General features: G+C 76.2%; 2 protein-coding genes (1 of these 2 running past the window's edge). Both read right to left on the bottom strand.

Features of this window, described 5'->3' with window-relative positions; genetic code table 11:
- Nucleotides 1-8,735 carry the 5' portion of a type I polyketide synthase gene (locus IOD16_RS13680; protein WP_201440352.1) on the bottom strand. 1,732 nt of this gene lie to the left of the window's left edge, so 8,735 of the gene's 10,467 nt are visible here — the first part of the coding sequence; its start codon is at nucleotides 8,733-8,735; the stop codon falls past the left edge of the window.
- Nucleotides 8,725-24,147, bottom strand: coding sequence for a type I polyketide synthase (locus IOD16_RS40195; protein WP_236594958.1), 15,423 nt, complete (start codon nucleotides 24,145-24,147; stop codon nucleotides 8,725-8,727). Before IOD16_RS40195 ends, IOD16_RS13680 begins: the two co-directional genes overlap by 11 nt.

Genomic DNA, 24,147 nt, shown 5'->3' with positions numbered 1-24,147 from the left:
TCCGCGAAGACCTCGGTGACCTCCGCGCCGCCCGCGTCCCGGGCCACCCGGCGCCACACCGCGCGCAGGCCGCGGAACACGGGGCCGTAGTCGAGCCCGGCCGCCGCGAAGTCGTCGTACAGCTCGTCGATCCCGATCTCGTGCGCACCCGGCGGCGGCCACTCGGTGAGCGGCACGGCGGGCGCCGCGTCGTCGCCGAGCGCACCGGTGGCGTGCTTGGCCCACTCGCCGCCCTCGGGACGCGCGTGGATGGTCAGGTCGTGGTCGGACACCACGAGCTGCACCTCGACCGCCGTGCCGTCGGGCACCACGAGCGGGTTGTGCAGCGTCAGCTCCGCCACCCGGCCGGCGCCGACGCGCGTCGCCGCGTGCCCGGCGAGTTCCAGCAACGCCGTGCCGGGCACGACGACCTGGTCGAACACCCGGTGCTCGGCCAGCCACGGGTGGGTCGCGGTGCTCAGCCGCCCGTGCAGCAGCAACCCGCCGTGCTCGGCGAGCTCCGCCACCGCGTCGACCATCGGGTGCTCGGCGTCGGCCCGCCGCCGAGCCGCGGCGCCGGGCCAGAAGCGCTTGGGCTGGAACGCGTAGGTCGGCAGCTGCGCCCGCCGCGTCGGACGCCCCTCGTACACGCGCGTCCAGTCGACCTCGACGCCGCGCGCGTGCAGCTCCGCGACGGCGTCGAGCAGCGCCTCCTCGTCGGGTCGGTCGCGGCGCAGGGCGGGGGTGAACCCGCCCGTGCCGCTGAGCGCGCCGCTCGGCCCGACCTCCAGGAACGTCCGCGCACCGAGGGACTCCAGGTGGCGCACGGCGTCGTGGAACCGCACCGCCTCGCGCGCGTGCCGGACCCAGTGCTCGGCGGTGAACTCGACGGGCGTGCCGGTCAGCGTCGACACCACCGGGATGGCGGCCGGACCGAAGGACAACCCCTCGACCACGGCGCGGAACCCGGCCAGCATCGGGTCCATCAGGTGCGAGTGGAACGCGTGGCTGACCTTGAGCCGGGTGCCGCGCTCGAACCGCGCCGCGACCGCGAGCACCGCGTCCTCGTCACCGGAGACGACCGTCGACCGCGGACCGTTGACCGCGGCGACGGTCACCCCGTCGGTCAGCAGGGGCAGCACCTCCTGCTCGGACGCGACGACCGCCGCCATCGCCCCGCCGGCGGGCAGCGCCTGCATCAGCCGGCCGCGCGCGGTGACCAGCGTGCACGCGTCCGCCAGCGACAGCACGCCGGCGACGTGCGCGGCGGCGATCTCGCCGACGGAGTGCCCGGCCACGAAGTCGGGCCGCACGCCCCAGTGCTCCAGCAGCCGGAACAACGCCACCTCGAACGCGAACAGCGCGGGCTGCGCGACCCCGGTCTCGTGCACGGCGTCGGTGTCGAGCGCGTCGCCCAGCCCCAGGTGCGCGCACACCTCGTCGAACGCCCGCGCGAACACGGGGAACGCCTCGCGCAGCCCGGCGGCCATGCCGGGGTGCTGGCTGCCCTGGCCGGAGAACAGGAACGCCACCCGGCCCGCGTCGTCACGCCCGCCGGTCACCTCGGCGAGCCGCTCCATCAGGGCGTGGCGCGTGCTGCCGGCGAAGCCGATCCGGCGGTCCAGGTGCGCGCGCGTGGTGGCGAGCGTCCACGCCACGTCCAGCGGGTGCTCCGGCGTCGCCCCCAGGTGCGCGAGCAGCCGTTGTGCCTGCTCGCGCAAGGCCGCGTCGTCCTTGGCGGACAACACCCACGCGACCGGCCGGGCGTCGTCGGTCGGGTCGGCGGTCTCCTCCTCGGCCTGTTCGACGATCACGTGGGCGTTCGTGCCGCTGATGCCGAACGACGACACGCCGAACCGGCGCGGGCGGCCCGCCTCGGGCCACGGCCTGGCCTGCGCCAGGACCTGCACGGTGTCGGCGCCCCAGTCGGCGTGCGGGGTGGGTTCGGTGACGTGCAGGGTGCGCGGCAGCACGCCGTGGCGCACGGCCTGCACCATCTTGATCACGCCGGCGACCCCGGACGCGGCCTGCGAGTGGCCGAGGTTGGACTTGAGCGACCCGACCCACAGCGGCTCGGTGCGCTCCCGGCCGTAGGTGGCGAGCAGCGCCCGCGCCTCGATCGGGTCGCCCAGGCGGGTGCCGGTGCCGTGCGCCTCGACGGCGTCGACGTCCGCCGGGGAGAGTCCCGCGTCGTCGAGCGCGCGTTGCAGGACGCGCTGCTGCGCGAGACCGTTGGGCGCGGTGAGGCCGTTGGACGCCCCGTCCTGGTTCACCGCCGTGCCGCGCACGACCGCCAGCACCTGGTGCCCGTTGCGGCGCGCGTCGGACAGCCGCTCCACCAGCAGCACGCCGACGCCCTCGGCCCACCCGGTGCCGTCCGCGGCGGCCGAGAACGACTTGCAGCGGCCGTCCTCGGACAGCACGCGCTGCCGGCTGAACTCCGTGTAGGTGCCCGGTGTCGCCATCACCGTCGCGCCGCCGGCGAGCGCGAGCGAGCACTCGCCGCGCCGCAACGCCTGCGCCGCCCAGTGCAGCGACACCAGGGACGCCGAGCACGCCGTGTCCACGGTGATCGCCGGGCCCTCCAGCCCGAAGGCGTACGCGACCCGCCCGGACAGCACGCTCGCGGAGTTGCCGGTGCCGATGTAGCCCTCGACGGCGTCCCAGTCGCCCCGCCACAGGTCGGAGTAGTCCTGGCCGTTGGTGCCCACGAAGACGCCCGCCGTGGAGCCGCGCACCGACGCCGGGTGGATGCCGGCGCGTTCGAACGCCTCCCAGGACACCTCCAGCAGCAGCCGCTGCTGCGGGTCCATGGCCAGCGCCTCGCGCGGCGAGATGCCGAAGAAGGCGGCGTCGAACGTGGTGGCCACGTCGAGGAACCCGCCGCCCCGGGTGTAAGTGGTGCCCGGCTGGTCCGGGTCGGTGTCGAAGATGCCCGCCAGGTCCCAGCCGCGGTCGGTCGGGAACGGCCCCACCACGTCGGCCTCGGCCTCGACCAGCCGCCACAGGTCCTCCGGCGACCGCACGCCGCCGGGGAACCGGCAGGCCATGCCGATGATGGCGATCGGCTCCTGGCTCGGCGCGGCCACCGGCGTGGTGACGACCGGCCGGCGCTCCCCCGCCAGGTGCTCGGCGAGCGCGGCCGGCGTCGGGTGGTCGAACACCAGCGTCGTCGGCAGCGACCGGCCCGTCGCGGCGGCCAGCCGGTTGCGCAGCTCCACGGTGGTGAGCGAGTCGAACCCGAGGTCCTTGAACGGCCGGGACACGTCCACCGAGTCGGGGCTGCCGTGGCCGAGGACCGTGGCGACGTGCGCGCGCACCAGGTCCAGCACGGTGCCCTGGTCGGTCTTCGCCGCCGGCGTGACGACGGTGGCGCGGGCGCCGACGACCAGCGGCCGGTCCGCGGTCACCGCGCTGTCGAACATGGCCAGGGCCTCGGCGGTGGACAGCGGGGCGTACCCGCTGCGGGCCAGCCGGGCGCGGTCCGCCTCGCCCAGCCCGCCGGTCAGACCGCTGTCCTCGGCCCACAGGCCCCACGCGATGGAGACCGCGGGCAGGCCGCGGGCGCGGCGGTGCTGGGCGAGCGCGTCGAGGAACGCGTTGCCCGCCGCGTAGTTCGCCTGCCCCGCGCCGCCGAGCACCCCCGCCAGCGACGAGAAGAGCACCAGGGGCACGTCGGTCAGCTCGTGCAGGTGCCACGCGGCGTCCACCTTCGGGCGCAGGGTGGTGGCCAGCCGCTCGGGGGTCAGCGACTCGACCGTGCCGTCGTCCAGCACGCCGGCCGCGTGCACGACGGCGGTCAGGCCGGGCAGGTCGGCGAGCAGCGCCGCCAGCGCGTCGCGGTCGCCCACGTCGCAGGCCACCACGCGGACGTCCGCGTCCAGGTCGGGCAGCGGGTTCGGGCCGCCGCCGCGGCTGACGAGCACGAGGGTGCGCACGCCGTGCGCGGTCGCCAGGTGGCGTGCGAGGAGCGTGCCCAGGGTGCCCGTGCCGCCCGTGATGAGCACGGTGTCGCCCAGCTCGACGACGGGGGCGGTGAGCACGAGCTTTCCGGTGTGCCGGGCCTGCCCCAGGAACCGGAACGCCTCCGGCGCCTGCCGCAGGTCCCACGCGGTGACCGGCAACGGCGTCAGCGCGCCCGCCTCGAACAGCGCACCCAGTTCGGCGAACATCTCCCGGATGCGGTCCGGCCCGGCTTCCACCAGGTCGTAGGCCCGGTAGAGGACGCCGGGGTGCCGCCGGGCGACCTCGTCCGCGTCCCGGATGTCGGCCTTGCCCATCTCCAGGAACACGCCGCCGCGCGGCAGCAGCCTCAGCGAGGCGTCCACGAACTCGTCGGCCAGGCAGTCCAGGACGATGTCCACGCCGTCGGCGAAGCGCTGCTCGAACTCCAGCGTGCGCGACGACGCGATCCGCTCGTCCGGGTAGCCGAGTGACCGCAGCACGGGCCACTTCGGCGGGCTGGCCGTGCCGTGCAGCTCCAGGCCCCAGTGGCGGGCGAGCTGGGTCGCCGCCATGCCGACGCCGCCGGTGGCCGCGTGCACCAGCAGGGACTGCCCCGCCCGCGCGCCCGCGAGGTCCACCAGGCCGTAGAACGCGGTGAGGAACACGACCGGCGTGGAGGCGGCCTGGGCGAACGTCCACCCGGTCGGCACCGGCGCCAGCATCCGGTGGTCGGTGACCGCGACCGGACCCATCGCGCCGCCCGCGAACAGGCCCATCACCTCGTCGCCCGCGGTGAAGTCGGTGACGTCCGCGCCGACCTCCAGCACCACGCCCGCGGCCTCGCCGCCGATCTTCGCGTCGTCGCCGGGGTAGAGGTCCAGGCCGATCAGCACGTCCCGGAAGTTCAGGCCCGCCGCCCGGACCGCGATCCGCACCTCGCCGGGCCCCAGCGGCTCGCGGGGCGACGGCACCGGCGCGAGGTTCTCCAGCGTCCCGCGCTCGGTGACGTCCCAGTGCCAGTCGGTGTCGGGCGTGCGCTGCACGTGCAGCGGCACGACCTTCGGCGTCCACGCCTCCCGACCGCGCAGCACCACCTGCGGCTCGCCGGCGGCCACCCCGCGGGTGACCAGGTCGGCGGACGCCTCGTCGGTGTCCACGATGGACACCCGGCCGGGGTGTTCGGCGATCACCGAGCGGACCAGGCCCCAGACCGGGGCGGCGGCGAGGTCCGACACGTGGTCGCCGACCGCGTTCCGGGTGACGACCACCAGGTGCGGCCGGTCGCCCGCCAGGTGCTCCCGCACGGCCCCGAGCACCCGGGCCAGCGCGTCCCGCGCGCCGGAGACCGGGTCGGCGGCGCCGGTGACGTGCAGGACGTCCGCCTCGACGCCCTCCTCCGGCAGGGCCAGCGGCACCCACTCGACCCGGGAGAGCGGCGACCGCGCGAGCCCGGCGCCCACCGTCCGCAGGATCAGCGACTCGACCGCGAACACCGGCACGCCGTCCTCGTCCACGGCCGTGATCTCGTGCCCGTCGCCGTTCGGGCGGACCCGGACGCGCAGCCTCGTCGTCGCCGACCGGCGCATTCGCACGCCGGTCCACGAGAACGGCACCCGCACCTCGTGCGCCGGGGTGTCCAGGACGTGCAGCACGGCGTCGAGCAGGGCCGGGTGCGGGTCGAACCGGCCGGGGTCGCCGGGCAGCCGCACGTCCGCGTAGAGGTCGTCGCCGGCACGCCACGCCGCTGCCAGCCCCCGGAACACCGGTCCGTAGTGGTAGCCCTGGTCGGCCAGCCGCTCGTACCGGCCCGCGAGGTCGACCGGCTCGGCGTCGGCGGGTCGGTCGAAGCCCCGCAGCGGCGCGCCGGCGGGCGCGAGGACGCCCGTGGCGTGCGCGGTCCAGTCGTCGCCGAGCCGGGAGTGGACGGTGACGCGGCGGTGGCCCCGGTCGTCCGGCGCCTGCACCGCAAGCTGCACCTCGGCCGGCACCGTCAGCGGTGCGTGCAGCACCAGCTCGGCCAGCACCGGGCACCCGACCCGCTCGCCCGCGTGCACGGCCAGCTCGACGAGCGCGGCGCCGGGCACGACGGGCTCCCCGAGCACGGCGTGGTCGGCCAGCCACGGGTGCGCGTCGAGCGACAACCGGCCCGCCAGCAGCACGCCGTCGCCGTCGGCCAGCCGCACGGCGGAGGTCAGCAGCGGGTGGCCGGACGCGGCGCCGTAGTCGAGCTCGTTCGCCAGCCAGAACCGCTCCCGCTGGAACGGGTAGGTCGGCAGGTCGGTCCGCCGCGCCTCGGGCAGCCGCCAGTCCACCGCCACACCGCGGACGTGGGCCTGCGCCACCGCGTGCGCGAACCGGTCCGGCCCGCCGTCGTCGCGGCGCAGGGTGGACAGCACCACCGGACCGTCCGCCAGGGCGGTCGTGAGCACGGGGTGCGGGCTCGACTCCAGCAGCACGCCGATCCCGTCGGCCAGCGCGGCCTGCGTGGCGCGGTGGAACTCGACCGGTTCGCGCGCGTTGCGGTACCAGTAGTCGGCGTCGAGCGTCGAGGTGTCGACCAGCGCACCGGTCACCGACGAGTAGAACGGGATGGCCGAGGACCTGGGGCGGACCGGGGCGAACGCGGCCAGCAGCTCGTCGCGGATCGCGTCCACGCGCGGCGAGTGCGCGGCGAAGTCGACGGGCACTCGCTTGGCCCGCAGCTCCTCGCGCGCGAGCAGCCGGTCCAACGCGGCGGTGTCGCCGGAGACGAGGGTGGAGCGGGGGCCGTTCACGCCCGCGATGCCGAGCCCGTCCTCCAGCAGGGCGCGCACCTCGTCGACCGGCAGCGGCACGGACGCCACGCCACCGCGCAACGCCGGTGACAACACCGCCTTGGCGCGCAGCGCGATCACCCTGGCCGCATCGTCGAGCGACAGCGCGCCCGCGACCGCCGCCGCCGCGACCTCGCCCTGCGAGTGGCCGACGACCGCCGCGGGCACGACGCCGTGGTGCCGCCACAGCTCGGCCAGCGACACCATGACCGCCCACTGCGCGGGCTGCACCACGTCCGGCCGGTCCAGCGGGCCGGCCAGCTCGGTGACGAGGTCCCAGTCCACGTGGGACCGCAGCGCGGCGGCGCACTCGTCCAGCTTCGCCGCGAACACCGGCGAGGACCGGTACAGCTCCACCCCCATCCCGGACCACTGCGCGCCCTGGCCGGGGAAGATCAACGCCACCCCGCCGGACGCGGTCGCCTCGCCGGTGACGACGTCCGCGGCCGGCTCGTCGCGCGACAACGCGCCCAGGCCGGCGCGCACGTCGCCGAGCACCACGGCCCGGTGGCGGAACGGCGTGCGGGTGTGCGCGAGCGACCACGCCACGTCGGCCGGGTCGGCGTCGAGGTCCAGCAGCCGCGACGCCTGCTCCCGCAGCGCTCCCGGGCTCTTCGCGGACAGCGCCCACGGCACCCGGCCGAGCCGGGGGGCCTGCTCGGCGGGTTCCGCGGGTTCGGCGGCGTGCTCCACGATCACGTGCGCGTTCGTCCCGCTGATCCCGAACGACGACACCGCGGCCCGGCGCGGCCGGTCGGCGGCCGGCCACGGCGTGGCCTCGGTCAGCAGCCGCAGCTCCCCCGACGACCAGTCCACGTGCGGCGACGGCTCGCCGACGTGCAGGGTCTTCGGCGCGATGCCGTGGCGCATGGCCATCACGACCTTGATCACGCCCGCGACGCCGGCGGCCGTCTGGGTGTGGCCGAGGTTCGACTTCACCGAGCCGAGCAGCACCGGTGCGTCCCGGTCGCGCCCGTAGGTGGCCAGCAGCGCCTGCGCCTCGATCGGGTCGCCGAGCCGGGTGCCGGTGCCGTGCGCCTCCACCACGTCCACGTCGGCCGGGGTGAGGCCCGCGGCGGTGAGGGCGTCGCGGATCACCCGTTCCTGCGCCGGCCCGTTGGGCGCGGTCAGGCCGCTGCTCGCGCCGTCCTGGTTGACCGCGCTGCCGCTGACGACCGCCAGCACCGGGTGGCCGTGCCGGCGCGCGTCGGACAGGCGCTCCAGCAGCAGGAGCCCCGCGCCCTCCGACCAGCCGGTGCCGTCGGCGTCGGCCGAGAACGCCTTGCACCGGCCGTCGGCGGCCAGCCCGCCCTGCTTGGCGAACTCGGTGAACGTCCGCTGGGTCGCCATCACCGCGACACCGCCGGCCAGCGCGAGGTCGCACTCGCCCGCGCGCAGCGACCGCGCCGCCAGGTGCAGCGCGACCAGCGAGGACGAGCACGCGGTGTCGATGGTGACCGCGGGACCGGTCAGCCCGAACGCGTAGGCGAGCCGGCCGGAGGCGACGCTGCCCGCGCTGCCGGTGCCCAGGTGGCCGGCGACCTCCTCGGGCGGCGTGCGGAACCGGGACGCGTAGTCGTCGTACATGACGCCCGCGAACACGCCGGTCCGGCTGCCGCGCACGGCGTCCGCGGTCAGGCCGGCGCGTTCGAACGCCTCCCAGGACACCTCCAGCAGCAGCCGCTGCTGCGGGTCCGTGGCCAGCGCCTCGCGCGGGGAGATGCCGAAGAAGCCGGCGTCGAAGTCCGCGGCGTCGTGCAGGAACCCGCCGAGTCCCTCGCCCTCCCAGTCGCGGTCGGTCGGGAACCCCGTGATGGCGTCGCCGCCCGAGGCCACCAGCCGCCACAGGTCTTCCGGCGACCGCACGCCGCCGGGGTAGCGGCAGGCCATCGCCACGATCGCGATCGGCTCCTGCGCGTCCGCCAACCGCTGCCGGGTCTCCTGCAGCTCGGCGGTGACCCGCTTGAGGTAGTCGAGCAGTTTCTCGTCACCGGCCACCGGGACCTCGCTTCACGTTGAGCGTGTTGTCGATGAACGCGAAGAGCTCTTCGGCGGTGGCCGACGCCAGGTCGTCCGCCGGTCGCTCCTCGGGCAGCAGTTCCCGCCCCAGCCGCTCCGCCAGGTCGGCGGGCGTGGGGTGGTCGAACACGACCGTCGCGGGCAGCCGGACGCCGGACAGCGCGCCGAGCCGGTTGCGCAGCTCGACGGCCGTCAAGGAGTCGAACCCGAGGTCGAGGAAGCCCCGGTCGGGGGCGATCTCCGCGGCGGTCGCGTGGCCGAGCACGCCCGCCACCTCGGCCCGCACCACGTCCAGCAGCAGGTGCGCCCGTCGCTCCGGCGGCGCGGCGGCGAGCCGTTCCGCGAGGCCTGCCACGGGTTTCGGCGCGGGTTCTGGCCGCCTCAGCCTCGCCGCCACCACCGCGGGCGACCCGTGGCCGAGTGCCGCGTCGAACAGCACCATCGCCTCGGCCGGGCTCAGGGGGCGCAGGCCGGACCTGGCGATCCGCTCCCGGTCCACGTCGGTCAGCCGGCCGACCATGCCGTCCGGGTCGTCCCACCAGCCCCACGCGATGGACACCGCGGGCAGGCCGCGCGCCCGGCGGTCCTCGGCCAGCGCGTCGAGGTAGGTGTTGGCGGCGGCGTAGTTGGCCTGGCCGGGCGAGCCGAGCGTGCCCGCCGTCGAGGAGAAGAGCACCAGCGGCACGTCGGTCAGCTCGTCCAGGTGCCGGGCCGCGTCCACCTTGGGGCGCAGCACGTCCGTCAGCCGGCGCGGGGTCAGGGACTCGACCACGCCGTCGTCCAGCACGCCGGCGCAGTGCACGACGGCGTCCACCGGGTGCTCGGCGAGCAGCCGGACCAGCTGCGCGCGGTCGGCGACGTCGCAGGCCACCACCTCGAACCCGGGCACCGGCGTGCCGGACCGGCCGGCGAGCAGCACCCGGGCGCCGTGCGCGTCGCGCAGGTGCCGGGCGACCTGCCGGCCGAGCGCCCCGGTGCCGCCGGTGACCAGGACCGTCCCGGTGAGCCGCACGTCCTCTTCGGACGCCGGCGCGCGCTTGAGCTTCGGCCGGAGCACCTGGTCGCCTCGCACGACCACGTGGGGTTCGCCCGCGGGCACGACCACCTGGCCGTCGGTCTCCACGAGCACGACCCGGCCGGGCTGCTCGACCTGCGCCGACCGCACCAGACCGCGCACCGCGGCGGTGGCGAGCGAGCCGTCGGTGACCAGCACGAGCCGTTCCGCGTCCGACTGGAGCGCGGTCAGCGCCCGCAGCGCGGCGGTGTGCGGGTCGTCGGCGTCGATCCGGACGACCGTGCGGTCGGTGTCCACCCCGGACACGTCGAGCGGTTCCCAGGTCAGCACGTGCAGGTCGGCGTGCCGCCGTCCCCGCTGCGGCCGGACGACCACCGACTCGATCACCGCGAGGGGCCCGCCGTGCTCGTCGGTCAGCACGACCGACGCGCCGCCGTCGTGCGGGGTCAGGCGTGCCCGCGCGGAGGTGGCCGTGCCGAACCGCGAGATCCCGGTCAGGGCGAACGGCAGGCCCTCGCCGGCCACCAGTCCCAGGCCCTGCAGGGCCGCGTCGAGCAACGCCGGGAACTCGTCCGCGGACACGGCGGCGTAGACCTCGTCGCCCACGCGCCGCACCTCGCGGAGCCCTTGGAACGCCGGCCCGTACTCCAGGCCGCTCGCGCGCAGCGCCGCGTAGACCTCCCGCGGGTCCACGTCCGTGCCGTCGGGCCAGTCGAACGACTCGGCGACGCCGCCGCCGTGGTCCAGCACACCGGTCGCGTGCCTGGTCCACTCGCCGGTGGTGCGGCTGTGCACCCGCAGCGGGCGCCGACCGACCGCGTCGGGCCCGTCCACCGACACGAGCAGCTCGACCGCCTCGGTCAGCACCAGCGGCGCTTCCACCGTCAGCTCGGCCACGTGCGCGCAGCCGACGTGCTCGCCGGCCCGCAACGCCAGGTCGGCGAACGCGGCGGCGGGCACGACGACCTGGCCGTGCACCCGGTGGTCGGCCAGCCACGGCTGCCGGCCCACCGACAGCGTGCCGGTCAGCACCGCCGCCCCCGAGTCGGGCAGCGTCACGGCGTTCTCGATCAGCGGCGCGCTCTCCGCCAGCCAGAACCGCTGCCGCCGGAACGCGTACGTGGGCAGGTCGACGTGCCGGGCGCCGCGGAAGTACACCGCCCAGTCCACGGTCGCGCCGCGGGCGTCCAGCAGGCCGAGGGCGCCGGCCAGCGCGACCGGCTCGGGCCGGTCGCGGCGCTGGGCGGGCACGGCGTCGACGATCGCGCTGAGCGCGCCGTCCGGTCCGATCTCCAGCATGGTCGCGCCGGCCAGCCGCGACACCGCGTCGGCGAACCGCACGGTGTGCCGGACGTGCCGCGCCCAGTAGTCCGGTGAGCACAGCTCCTCGGTGACCGGTTCCCCGGTCAGCGTGGACACGATCGGGATCGAGGGCGGGCGGAAGGTCATGGTCGACGCGACCGCGCGGAACCGGTCGAGCATCCCGTCCAGGTGCGCGGAGTGGAACGCGTGGCTCACCGGGAGCCGCTTGGCCGAGCCGAACTCCGCCGCGACCGCGAGGACGGCGTCCTCGTCGCCGGTCAGCACCACCGACCTCGGCCCGTTGACCGCGGCGATCTCCACCCCCGGTCGGAGCCGGTCGCGCACCTCGTCCGCACCGGCCCGCACGGCGACCATCGCGCCGCGCCCGGTCACCTCGCGCATCAACGCGCCCCGGGCGGCGACCAGCGCGGCCGCGTCGCCCAACGACAGCACCCCGGCGACGTGCGCGGCGGCCAACTCGCCGACCGAGTGCCCGACCAGGACGTCCGGGCGCACGCCCCAGTGCTCCAGCAGCCGGAACAGGGCGACCTCGAAGGCGAACAGCGCGGGCTGGGCGAACTCCGTCCGGTGCACGTCCTCGGACGCCATCGCCTCGCGCAGCGGGAAGTCGAACCGCGCGCACACCTCGTCCAGCGCCTCGGCGAACACCGGGAACGCCTCGGCCAGCTCGCGGCCCATGCCCGGCCGCTGACTGCCCTGGCCGGAGAACAGGAACGCCAACCGCCGGTCCTCGGCCCGCTCGACCGGCAGCCGCAGCAGGTCGTCGACGTCCACGACCGCCGCCCGGTGCTCGAACCTCGACCGGGCCGCCAGCGTCGCGCCCACGTCGGCGAGGTCCGGCCGGACGCGGGTCAGGTGCCGGTGCAGGAGCTCACCCTGCTCGCGCAGCGCTTCCGGCGTCTTCGCGGACAGCACCAGCGGCACGGCGGGCACCGGCGCCGGGGGCGGCGTGGGCGTGAACGGCGGCTCTTCGAGGATGACGTGCGCGTTCGTGCCCGAGATGCCGAATGACGACACGCCGGCCCGTCGAGCCCGGCCGAGCACCGGCCACGGCATCGGCTCGGTCACCAGTTCCACCGCGCCGGCCGTCCAGTCGACGTGCGTGGAGGGCGCGTCCACGTGCAGCGTCTTGGGCACCGTGCCGTGCCGCATCGCCTGCACCACCTTGATCACGCCCGCGACGCCGGACGCGGCCTGGGTGTGGCCGAGGTTCGACTTCACCGAACCCAGCAGCAACGGCGTGGCGCGGTCCTGGCCGTAGGTCGCCAGCAACGCCTGCGCCTCGATCGGGTCTCCGAGGCGGGTGCCCGTGCCGTGCGCCTCCACCACGTCCACGTCCGAAGTGGACAGACCGGACGCGGCCAGCGCGGCCCGGATCACCCGCTGCTGCGACGGACCGTTCGGCGCGGTCAACCCGTTCGACGCGCCGTCGGAGTTCACCGCGCTGCCGCGCAGCAGCGCCAGCACCGGGTGGCCGTTGCGGCGCGCGTCGGACAGCCGCTCGACCAGCAGCATCCCGACGCCCTCGCCCCAGCCGGCGCCGTCGGCCGCGTCGGCGAACGACTTGCACCGCCCGTCCACCGCCAGTCCGCGCTGCCTGCTGAACTCGACGAACGGCGCCGGGGTCGCCATCACCGTGACCCCGCCGGCCAGGGCCAGGGAGCACTCGCCGCGCCGCAGGGCCTGCGCCGCGAGGTGCAGGGCCACCAGCGACGACGAGCACGCCGTGTCCACCGTGACGGCCGGGCCCTCCAGCCCGAACGCGTAGGCGACCCGGCCGGACGCGACACTGCCCGCGCTGCCGTTGATCAGGTAGCCCTCGACGTCCTCGGGCACGTGCCGCAGGCGTCCCCCGTAGTCGTGGTACATGACGCCCGCGAACACGCCGGTGCGGGAGCCGCGCACCGTCGCCGGGTCGATCCCGCCGCGCTCGAACGCCTCCCACGCCGTTTCCAGCAGCAGCCGCTGCTGCGGGTCCATCGCCAGCGCCTCGCGCGGGGAGATCCCGAAGAACGCGGCGTCGAAGTCAGCCGCGTCGTCAAGGAACGCTCCCTGCCGGGTGTACGAGGTGCCGCGCCGCCCCGGGTCGGGGTCGTACAGCGCGCCGAGGTCCCAGCCGCGGTCGGTCGGCAGGTCGCCGACCGCGTCGCGGCCCTCGGCCAGCAGCTCCCACAGGTCCTCCGGCGTGCGGACGCCACCGGGGAACCGGCAGGCCATCGCCACGATCGCGATCGGCTCGTCCACCGGGGTCGCCGCCACCTCGGCGGTGGCGGCCCGCCGCCCGGACAGCTCCTGCTGGAGGTGGGCGGCGAGCACGGCGGGCGTCGGGTGGTCGAACACCAGGCTGGACGGCAGGCGCAGCCCGGTCGCCGCGCTCAGCCGGTTGCCCAGCTCCACCGAGGCCAGCGAGTCGAAGCCCAGCTCGGCGAACGCCCGGTCGGCGGGCACGCGGTCCACCGCCTGGGACAGCACGGCCGCCGCCGCGCCGCGCACCACGTCCAGCAGCGAGCCCTTCACCACCACCGGCTTGGCCTCCGCCCGGGCCAGCGGCAGGCCCCTGGTGAGGTCCCGTGCCGGTCGCAGCGGCACGAGCACCGGCTCGTCCCGGCCGATCGCGGCGTCGAACAGCGCGAGTCCGTCCCGCGTGGACAGCTCGCCGACGCCGATCCCGGCCAACCGGTCGACGTCCGCGTGCTCGCTCATCGCGCTGCGCTGCTCCCACAGCCCCCACGCGAGCGAGACCCCCGGCAGCCCTCGCGCGCGGCGGTGCCCGGCCAGCGCGTCCAGGTAGGCGTTGGCCGCCGCGTAGGCCGCCTGACCGGCCGAGCCGAGCGACCCGGCGGCCGACGAGAACAGCACCAGCGGCACCCGGGTCAGCTCGTGCAGGACGAGCGCGCCGTCGACCTTGGGCCGCAGCACGTAATCGAGCCGTTCCGGTGTGAGCCCGTCGACCACGCCGTCGTCCGACACGCCCGCCGCGTGCACGACGGCCGTCAGGTCGGGGATGCCCGCCAGCACGGCGGCCACCGCGTCGCGGTCGGTCACGTCGCACGCCACGGTCTCGAACCCCTCGACCGGGGCGCCGGACCGGCTGAGCAGGACCACGCGGTGCCGGTCGCGCAGGTGCGCGCCGACGAGCCGGCCGAGCACGCCCGTGCCGCCGGTGATCAGGACCGTGCCGGGCGACCAGCGCGTGCCCTCGGCCGGTGGCGCGAGCACCAGGCGGGGCGCGTGGAGGACGCCGTCGCGCACCGCCACCTGCGGCTCGCCGGACGCCACCGCCATCGGGATGGCCCGGTCGTCGTCCACGTCCACCAGCGCGAACCGCCCCGGGCGCTCGGTCTGCGCCGACCGCACCAGGCCCCACACCGCGGCCTGGGCCGGGTCGGGGTCGTCGGTGAACACGGCGTCGTGCGTGACGACGACCAGCCGGTCCGCGTCCTGCTGGAGCCGCGCGAGCACGGCGGCGGTGACCGCGCGGACATCGCCCCGGGGCGCCACGAACACCTCGGCGGGCCGGCCGTCGGAGGTCGTGGGAACCCGGTCCCAGCGCACCACGCACAGCGAGCCGCCGCGTTCCCGCAGCCGGTCGCGCGGGATCGGCCGGACTTCGAGGAACTCCACCGCGAACACCGGCGCACCGGTCTCGTCGGTCGCCACGACGCCGTCACCGGCGAGGCGGACCCGGAGCCGGGTCGCGGTCGTCGGGTTCAGCGTCACGCCCCGGAACCGGAACGGCAGCACGGTGCCCTCGTCGGCACGGGCCAGGAAGACGGTGTGCAGGGCCGCGTCCAGCAACGCCGGGAACACGGCGCTCTCGACCTCCGCGAAGACCTCGGTGGTCTGCGGGGACACGCGCCGCCACGCCGCGCGCAGGCCCCGGAACGCGGGGCCGTAGCGGTACCCGCGCTCGGCCAGCCGCGGGTACAGCTCGTCGACCGCGACCGGTTCCGCGCCGGCCGGCGGCCACTCGTCGGGCATGTCCGGCAGCTCGGCCGCCGCGGTGAGGGAACCGGTCGCGTGCGTGGTCCAGGAGCCGTCCGCGCGCCGGGCGGAGAGGGTGATCCGGTGCGCCGCGTCGACCCGCACCTGCACGTCCACGCCTTCCGACACCACCAGCGGCGTGCTCAGGGTGAGGTCCGCGACGACCGGCAGGCCCAGTTCGGCGCCGGCCCGCGCGGCGAGGTCGACCAGCGCGGTGCCCGGCACGACCACCGCGTCCCACACGGTGTGGTCGGCCAGCCAGCGGTGGGTGTCCGGCGCCAGCCGCCCGGTGAAGACCCACTCGTCGGAACCGGCCAGCGGGACGGCCCGGGTGAGCACCGGGTGGTCCAACCCGCCGTCCCGGTCGGGCGTCGGGTCCAGCCAGTACCGCCGTCGCTCGAAGGGGTACGTCGGGAGGTCGACGATCCGGCCCCGCGCCGGGCCACTCGCGGCCGCGGGCGGCTCATCCGGCGCCACCCCACCCCTCGCGACCGCGTCGAGGCCGTCGACGAGCTCGGCCAGGTCGCGGCCTTCGACCACCGCGCGGTGCTCGAACGCCGCGCGCGTGGCGAGGGTGGCGGCCACGTCCCGCGGGCGCAGGTCGGGGTGCTCCTCGACGTGGCGGGCGAGCCTGCGGGCGGATTCCCGCAGGGCGGTCGCGGTCTTCGCCGAGAGCACCCAGCTCACCGGGCCGTCCGCCGCTTCCGAGTCGCCGGCCGGCGGCGCTTCTTCGAGCACGACGTGCGCGTTGGTGCCGCTGATGCCGAACGACGACACGCCCGCGCGGCGCGGTCGCCCGGTGTCCGGCCACACCCCCTGCTCGGTCAGCAGCTCGATCGACCCCGCGTCCCAGTCGACCTCCGGGGTCGGCTCGGCCGCGTGCAGCGTGCGCGGCACCACGCCGTGCCGCATGGCCTGCACGAGCTTGACCACGCTCGCCACGCCGGCCGCCGCCTGGGTGTGCCCGATGTTGGACTTGACCGAACCCAGCAGCAACGGCGTCGCGCGGTCCCGGCCGTAGGTCGCCTGGAGGGCTTGGACCTCGATCGGGTCGCCCAGCCTGGTACCGGTGCCGTGCGCCTCCAGCACGTCGACGTCCGAGGGGGACAGTCCCGCGCCGGCCAGCGCCTCGCGGATCACCCGCTGCTGCGACGGCCCGTTCGGCGCGGTGAGCCCGTTCGACGCGCCGTCCTGGTTCACGGCGGTGCCCCGGACGATCGCGAGCACCGGGTGGCCGTTGCGGCGCGCGTCGGACAACCGCTCCACCAGCAGGACGCCGACGCCCTCCGCGGCGCCGAACCCGTCCGCGGCGGCCGAGAAGGCCTTGCTGCGGCCGTCCGCGGCGAGCCCGCGCTGGCGGCCCAGCTCCAGGAACACGTGCGGGCCGGCCATCACCGCGACACCGCCGGCCAGGGCCAGCTCGCACTCGCCGCGGCGCAGCGCCTGGGCCGCGAGGTGCAGCGCCACCAACGAGGACGAGCACGCGGTGTCGACCGTGACCGCCGGGCCTTCCAGCCCGAACGTGTAGGAGATCCGGCCGGACGCGACGCTCGCCGTGCTGCCGGTGAGCAGGTAGCCCTCCAGTTCCCGGGGCGGGTTCGTCACGCGCGAGGCGTAGTCCTGGAAGGTCAGGCCGACGAAGACGCCCGTCCGGCTGCCGCGCAACGACTCCGGGTTGACGCCCGCCCGTTCGAAGGCTTCCCAGGAGGTCTCCAGCAGCAGCCGCTGCTGCGGGTCCATCGCCAGCGCCTCGCGCGGGCTGATGCCGAAGAACTCCGGGTCGAAGTCGGCCACGTCGTGCAGGAACCCGCCCGCGCGGGCGTAGGTCGCGCCGGGGTGGTCGGGGTCGGGGTGGAACAGCCGGTCGAGGTCCCAGCCCCGGTCGGTCGGGAAGCCGGTGATCGCGTCGACGCCGTCGAGGGTGAGCCGCCACAGGTCTTCCGGGGTCGTCACGCCGCCCGGGTAGCGGCAGGCCATCGCCACGATGGCGATCGGCTCGTCGCCGCCGGTCGTGGTCGTGGCGGCGGGCCCGGTCGGGGCGGCCTCACCGCCGAGGTGCCCGGCCAGCGCCCGCGCGGTCGGGTAGTCGAACACCACCGTCTTCGGCAGCCCGAGACCCGTCGCCGCGTTCAGCTTCGTCCTGAGCCGGACCGCGCCCAGGGAGTCGAAACCCAGGTCCCGGAACGCCGTGTCGGGCGGGATCGCGTCGGCCGAGTCGTGGCCGAGCACCTCCGCCGCGAGGGTGCGGACGAGCGCCAACGGGTCGGCCGGCCGGGTCGTGGCCACCGGCTCCTCGGCCCGGCGGTCGGCGACGGTGACGCAGGTGTCGCCGTTGGCCAGCGCGTGGCCCAGCGCGGCCAGCGCCCGGTGCGGCGGCATCGGCCGGTAGTCGTCGAACCGGACGCCGGCGGCCATGCCCCCGCCCGACCAGGGTCCCCAGGCGATCGACGTCGCGGGCAGCCCGGCGGCCCGGCGGTGCCCGGCCAGGGCGTCCAGGAAGGCGTTGCCCGGCGCGTACCCGCCCTGCCCGGCGGCGCCCCAGGTGGCGGCGACCGACGAGAAGAGCACGAACGCGTCCAGCCCGCCGGTCAGCTCGTGCAGGTTCCACGCCGCCACCGCCTTGGCGCGCAGAGCGTTCTGGAGGTGCGCCGGGGTGAGCGAGTCGACCAACGCGTCGTCCAGCACGCCGGCCGCGTGGAACACGGAGTTCACCGGGTGGGCGCCGAGGACGTCCGCGAGCGCGTCCCGGTCGGCGGCGTCGCAGGCGACGATCGTGACCCGGTCCCCCAGCTCGGCGCGCAGACCGCCCGCGCCGGCCGCGTCCGGTCCGCTGCGGCTGAGCAGGACGACGTGCTCCGCACCGGCGCGGAGCAGCCAGCGGGCCAGGTGGGACCCCAACGCGCCGGTGCCGCCGGTGACCAGCGCCGTGCCCCTGGCGCGCCACTGCCCCGGCTCGTCGAGCGGCGCGGGAACCACCCTGCGGGCGAAGGCGCCGCCGGCGCGCAGGGCCACCTGGTCCTCACCACCGGCCAACACCGCCGCGAGCCGCTCACCCAGCTCTGCCGCCGCCGGCCCGCCCTCTCCGGCCCCGCCCGGCTCTGGTGCGGCAGGCGCGTCCTCGCCGGCGTGGAGCGGCGCCGGCAGCTCCACCAAGCCGCCCCACCTCTCCGGGTGCTCGGCGGCCAGCACGCGGCCCAATCCCCACACCTGTGCCTGCACCGGCGTGTCCCGCGTCCCGAACCACATCGGCGCGGTGAACCCGAGGTCGCCCCACGCCTGCGCCGCCGCCAGCGTGTTCGCCAACCCCACCGGCACCGCCGGGTGCCGGTGGTGCGGCTCCTCGGCGAAGGCCAGCAGCGACAACAGCCCCGCAGGCCGGTCACCCGCCAGGGCCTCGCTGATGCGCGCGACCAGCTCCGCCCGCTCCACCGGCCCGTCGACCACGACGGGCCGCGCGCCGGGCAGGGCCGGGTCCTCACCGGGCGGCGCGAGCACGACCCAGGTGCCGGCGACCGTCCCGCGCGGCGTGATCGGCTCCCACCTCACCCGGTACCGGTCCACGGCGGACCTCGGTCGGACGGCGGGGGCGCCGTCCAGCCAGAACCGCTGCCGCTGGAACGGGTACGTCGGCACGTCGGCACGTCCCCCGCCGAACCCCCAGTCCACGTCGACGCCGCGCACGAACGCCTCGGCGAGCGAAGCGTGGAACCGCGCGAGACCACCGTCGTCGCGCCGCAACGACCCGAGCGCGACCGCACCCGAACCGGCCGCGTTGACGGTGTCCTGGACGGCGGGCGTGAGCACCGGGTGCGGGCTGGCCTCCACGAACACCGTGCAGCCGTCCGCGACCAGCGTCCGCGTGGCGCGCTCGAACTCCACCGTCTCCCGCAGGTTGCGGCACCAGTAGGCGGCGTCCAGCGTCCCGGTGTCGATCCGCCCGCCCGTCACGGTCGAGTAGAACGGGACCGCGACGGACACCGGCGCGATGCCGTCGAGCGCCGCCAGCAGCTCCGCCTCGATCACCTCGACCTGCGCCGAGTGGGCCGCGTAGTCCACCGGGATGCGCCGCGCCCGCACGCCGTCCGCCTGGCACGACGCCACGAGCTCGTCCAGCGCCTCGACCTCGCCCGACACGACGACGGCGTTCGGGCCGTTCACCGCCGCCACCGACAACCGGTCGCCGAACGGCCCCAGGCGGTCCCGCACCCGGTCCGGGCCCAGCGCGAGGGAGGCCATGCCGCCCTGACCCGCCAAGGCCACCAACGCCTTGCTGCGCAACGCGACCACCCGGGCGGCGTCCACGACGGACAGCGCACCGGCGAACGCCGCCGCCGCGATCTCCCCCTGGGAGTGGCCGACCACCGCCGCCGGCTCGACCCCGCGGGACCGCCACAGCTCGGCCAACGACACCATCACGGCCCACAACGCGGGCTGCACGACGTCGACCCGGTCCAGCGGGCCGGACAGCTCGTCGAGCAGGTCCCAGTCCACGAACCCGCGCAGCGCCCGCGCGCACTCGTCCAGCTTCGCCGCGAACACCGGTGACGAGCGGTGCAGCTCGGTGGCCATGCCCGACCACTGAGAACCCTGGCCGGGGAACACGAACGCCGTGCGCGCGGGCGCGGCGGTCCCGGTCACCAGCCCCGCCGCCGGCTCGCCCCGCACGAGCGCGGGCAACGCCGCCGCGTCGAGCACCGCCGCCCGGTGCTCGAACCGCGTCCGCCCGCCGAGGCCGGCGGCGACCGAGGCCAGGTCGACCTCCCGCGAGGTCAGGTAGTCGTGCAGCGCACGGGCTTGGGCGCGCAGGGCCCGCGGTGTCCGGGCCGACAGCGTCAGCACGGTCGGGCCGCCCGGCGGCGGCGGCGGCGGTTCGGCGGCGAACTCCTCGAGCACGACGTGCGCGTTCGTCCCGGAGATGCCGAACGACGACACGCCCGCCCGCCGCGGCCGTGCCGAGCGCGGCCACGCCGTCGGCGACGTCACCAGCTCCACCAGCCCGGTGGTCCAGTCGACGTGCGGCGAGGGCCGGTCCACGTGCAGGGTGCGCGGCACCAGGTCGTGGCGCATCGCCTCGACCACCTTGATCACCCCGGCGACGCCCGCCGCCGCCTGCGCGTGCCCGATGTTGGACTTCAGCGACCCCAGCAGCAACGGCGTCGAGCGGTCCTGGCCGTAGGTCTCCAGCAGCGCCTGCGCCTCGATCGGGTCACCCAGCCGCGTGCCGGTGCCGTGCGCCTCCACCACGTCGACGTCGGCGGCGGCGAGGCCCGCGTCGGCGAGCGCCTGCCGGATCACCGACTTCTGGGACCTGCCGTTGGGCGCGGTGAGGCCGTTGGACGCGCCGTCCTGGTTCACCGCCGTGCCCCGCACGACCGCCAGCACCTGGTGCCCGTTGCGGCGCGCGTCGGACAGCCGCTCCACCAGCAGCACGCCGACGCCCTCGGCCCACCCGGTGCCGTCCGCGGCGGCCGAGAACGACTTGCAGCGGCCGTCCGGCGCGAGCCCGTCCTGGCGGGAGAACTCGGTGAACAGCCCCGGTGTGGCCATGACGGTCACACCGCCCGCCAGGGCGATCGTGCACTCGCCCCGGCGCAGCGACTGGACCGCGAGGTGCAGCGCGACCAGCGACGACGAGCACGCCGTGTCCACCGTGATCGCCGGGCCGTCGAACCCGAACGTGTAGGCCAGCCGGCCGGACGCGACGCTCGCCGTGCTGCCGGTGAGCCGGTAGCCCGCGAGGTCGTCCGCGGTCTCGTGCAGCCGCGGCCCGTACTCCTGCGACATCGCGCCGACGAACACGCCCACCCGGTCGCCGCGCAGCGACGCCGGCGGGATGCCCGCGCGTTCGAAGACCTCCCAGGACACCTCCAGCAGCAGCCGCTGCTGCGGGTCCATGGCCAGCGCCTCGCGCGGCGAGATGCCGAAGAAGGCAGGGTCGAACCGGTCCGCGTCGTAGAGGAACCCGCCCTCCGCCAACGGCAGGTCGACGTCCCAGCCCCGGTCGGTCGGGAAGCCGCCGACCGCGTCGACCCCGTCCGCCACCAGCCGCCACAGGTCTTCCGGCGACCGCACGCCGCCGGGGTAGCGGCACCCCATCGCGACGATGGCGATGGGCTCGTCCGGTTCGGCCCGCGGCATCGGCACGCGTTCCACGACGGACGCGGACGGGACCGGTCCGGACAGGACCTGCCCAGATGAAACCTGCCCGGATGAGACCTGCCCGGACGAGGCCTGCCCGGACAGGACCGGTCCCGGCGCGGCGTCCGGTGCGGGCGGCTCGGTCACGACGGGCCGCCCGACCGCGAGCCGGGCGGCCAGCGCGGCCGGCGTGGGGTGCTCGAACACCGAGGACGGCGGCACGGTCAGCCCGGTCGCGGCCGAGAGCCGCTGCACCAGCTCCACCGCGCCCTGCGACTCCAGGCCCAGCTGCTGGAACGTCCGGTCCGGCGCGACCTCGGCGTACCCGAGCAGGGCCGCGGTCTGCGCCACGACCAGGCCGAGGAGGTCGGCGGCCGGTGCGGCGACGGCCTCGACGGCCTCGCTCACCCAGTGCCGCGACCGCTGGAAGGCGTAGGTCGGCAGGGCGACCCGCCTGCCGCGCGGCACGATCGAGGTCCAGTCGACCGGCACGCCGGCGACGTGCAGCCGGGCGACGGCCTCCAGGACCGACCGCTCCTCGGGGCGGTCGCGGCGCAGCGTCGGCACCAGCCGGGTGTCCGGCGCCGGGTCCAGGCAGTCCTCGACCATGCCGGTGAGCACGCCGTCCGGCCCCGCCTCCAGGAACGTCGTCACGCCCGCCGCGGCCAGGGACCGCACCGCGTCGAGGAAGCGCACCGAGCCGCGCACGTTGCGCGCCCAGTGCTCCGGCGACGCCAGTTCGGCCGCCGTGACCGGACGTCCGGTGACCGTGGAGACGATCGGGATGGTCGGCGGGTGGACCGCCAGGCCCCGCGCCACCTCGGTGAACCGGGCCAGCACCGGCGCCATGCGCGGCGAGTGGAACGCGTGGCCGACCTTCAGCCGGGCGGTGCTGTGCCCGCGCGCCTCGAACTCGGCCGCGATCTCCAGCACCACGTCCTCGTCACCGGAGATCACCGTCTCGGTCGGACCGTTGACCGCGGCGACGCCGACCCGGTCCGCACGCCCCGCCATCGCGGCCAGCAGGTCGGCCTCGGCCGCCTGCACCGCGACCATGGCGCCACCGGCGGGCAGCGCCTGCATCAGCGCGCCGCGCGCCTGCACGAGCTTCGCCGCGTCGGCCAGCGACAGCACCCCGGCCACGTGCGCGGCGCTCAGCTCGCCGATCGAGTGCCCCACCAGGAAGTCCGGCCGCACGCCCCAGTGCTCCAGCAACCGGAACAGCGCCACCTCCAGCGCGAACAACGCCGGTTGGGTGAACTCCGTGCGGTGCACCGAGTCCGACGCCATCGCGTCGCGCAACGGGATGGTGAAGTGCGACAGCACCTCGTCGAAGGCCGCCGCGTACACCGGGAACGCCGAGGCCAGCTCGAAGCCCATGCCGGGTCGCTGGCTGCCCTGTCCGGCGAACATCAGCGCCAGCCGGCGGTCCGGCACGACCGCGTCCCGCACCACGTCCGGCGAACGACGGCCCTCCGCCAGCGCCGTCAAGCCGCCCGGGAACACGACGGCGCGGTGCTCGAAGGCCGTGCGCCCGGACGCGAGCGAGTGCGCGAGGTCGGCCTCGTCGGCGTCCACTCCGGCCAGCAGCGACGCCTGGGCACGCAGGGCCGGCTCCGAGCGCGCCGACACCGACAGCAACGGCGAGCCGTCCCGCCGCTGCGGCTCGACCGGGTCGGGGACCGGAACCGGGGCCGGGGCCGGGGCTTCGGCGAGCACGAGGTGGCAGTTCGAGCCGCCCATGCCGAACGACGAGACACCGGCCACGAGCGGCCGGTCCTCGTCGGGCCACGGCGTCAAACCCGTCTGCACCACCAGGTTCAGCTCGTCCAGCGGGATGCGCGGGTTGGGCGTGGCGAAGTTCAGGCTGGCGGGCAGCTCGCGGTGCCGGATGGCGAGCGCGGTCTTGAGGAAGCCGACGATGCCGGCCGCGCCCTCGAGGTGCCCGACGTTCGTCTTGGCCGAGCCCACCAGCAGGGGGCGCGGCGCCCGCAGGGCCGCGCCCAGCGCGGCGGCCTCGACCGGGTCGCCGACGGGCGTGCCGGTGCCGTGGAGCTCCACGTACCGCACGTCCTCGACGGGCACGCCCGCCTGCTCGTAGGCGCGCCGCAGCACGGCTTCCTGCGCGGCCGCGTCCGGCACGGTCAGCGGTCCGGCGCCGCCGTCGTGGTTCACCGCGCCGCCGCGGATGACGCAGACGACGTCGTCACCGTCGGCCATCGCGCGGGACAACGGCTTGAGCACGACGAACCCGCCGCCCTCGCCGCGCACGTAGCCGTTGGCGCGGGCGTCGAACGTGTAGCAGACGCCGTCCGGGGACAGCGCGCCGAAGCGCTCCAGCCCGACCGTGCCGCTGAAGAGCAGGGTCAGGTTCACGCCGCCCGCCAGCGCGAGCGTCGTCTCGCCCCGCCACAGGCTCTCGCACGCCAGGTGCACGGCCACCAGGGCGGAGGACTGGCCGGTGTCCACGACCAGGCTCGGGCCGCGGGCGTCGAGCAGGTGCGAGACGCGGTTGGCGATCATGCCCCGGTTCTTGCCCGGCACGGTGTAGCGGTCGGGGTCGGCGCCCAGCTTGGCGTAGTCGTCGGCGATCGCGCCGACGAAGACGCCGGTGGCCGTGCCGGCGAGGGACGCGGGCACGACGTGCGCGTCCTCCAGCGCCTCCCAGGCCAGTTCCAGCGCCAGCCGCTGCTGCGGGTCCATCGCCGCCGCCTCGCGGGGTGGAATACCGAAGAACTCCGCGTCGAACAGGTCGACATCGGTCAGGAAGCCGCCGCGGCGGTGTTCCGGCCAACGACCGGCGGGCACATCGGTGATGGCGCTGCGCCCTTCCCGCAGCAGTCGCCAGAACGCGGCCGGATCGGGTGCGCCGGGTAACCGGCAGGCCAGTCCGACAACCGCCACAGGCTCCGCGTGAACACCATTGCCCAT

It is taken from the genome of Saccharothrix sp. 6-C (genome assembly GCF_016695385.1).
Classification (GTDB): domain Bacteria; phylum Actinomycetota; class Actinomycetes; order Mycobacteriales; family Pseudonocardiaceae; genus Actinosynnema; species Actinosynnema texasense.
Note: the sequence above shows the minus strand (reverse complement) of the source record. Positions and strands in the feature narration are given on the sequence as shown.

Bases quoted from the DNA above. Each gene is read 5' to 3' on its own strand.
- IOD16_RS40195 (WP_236594958.1), bottom strand. From the start codon at position 24,147: ATGGGCAATGGTGTTCACGCGGAGCCTGTGGCGGTTGTCGGACTGGCC.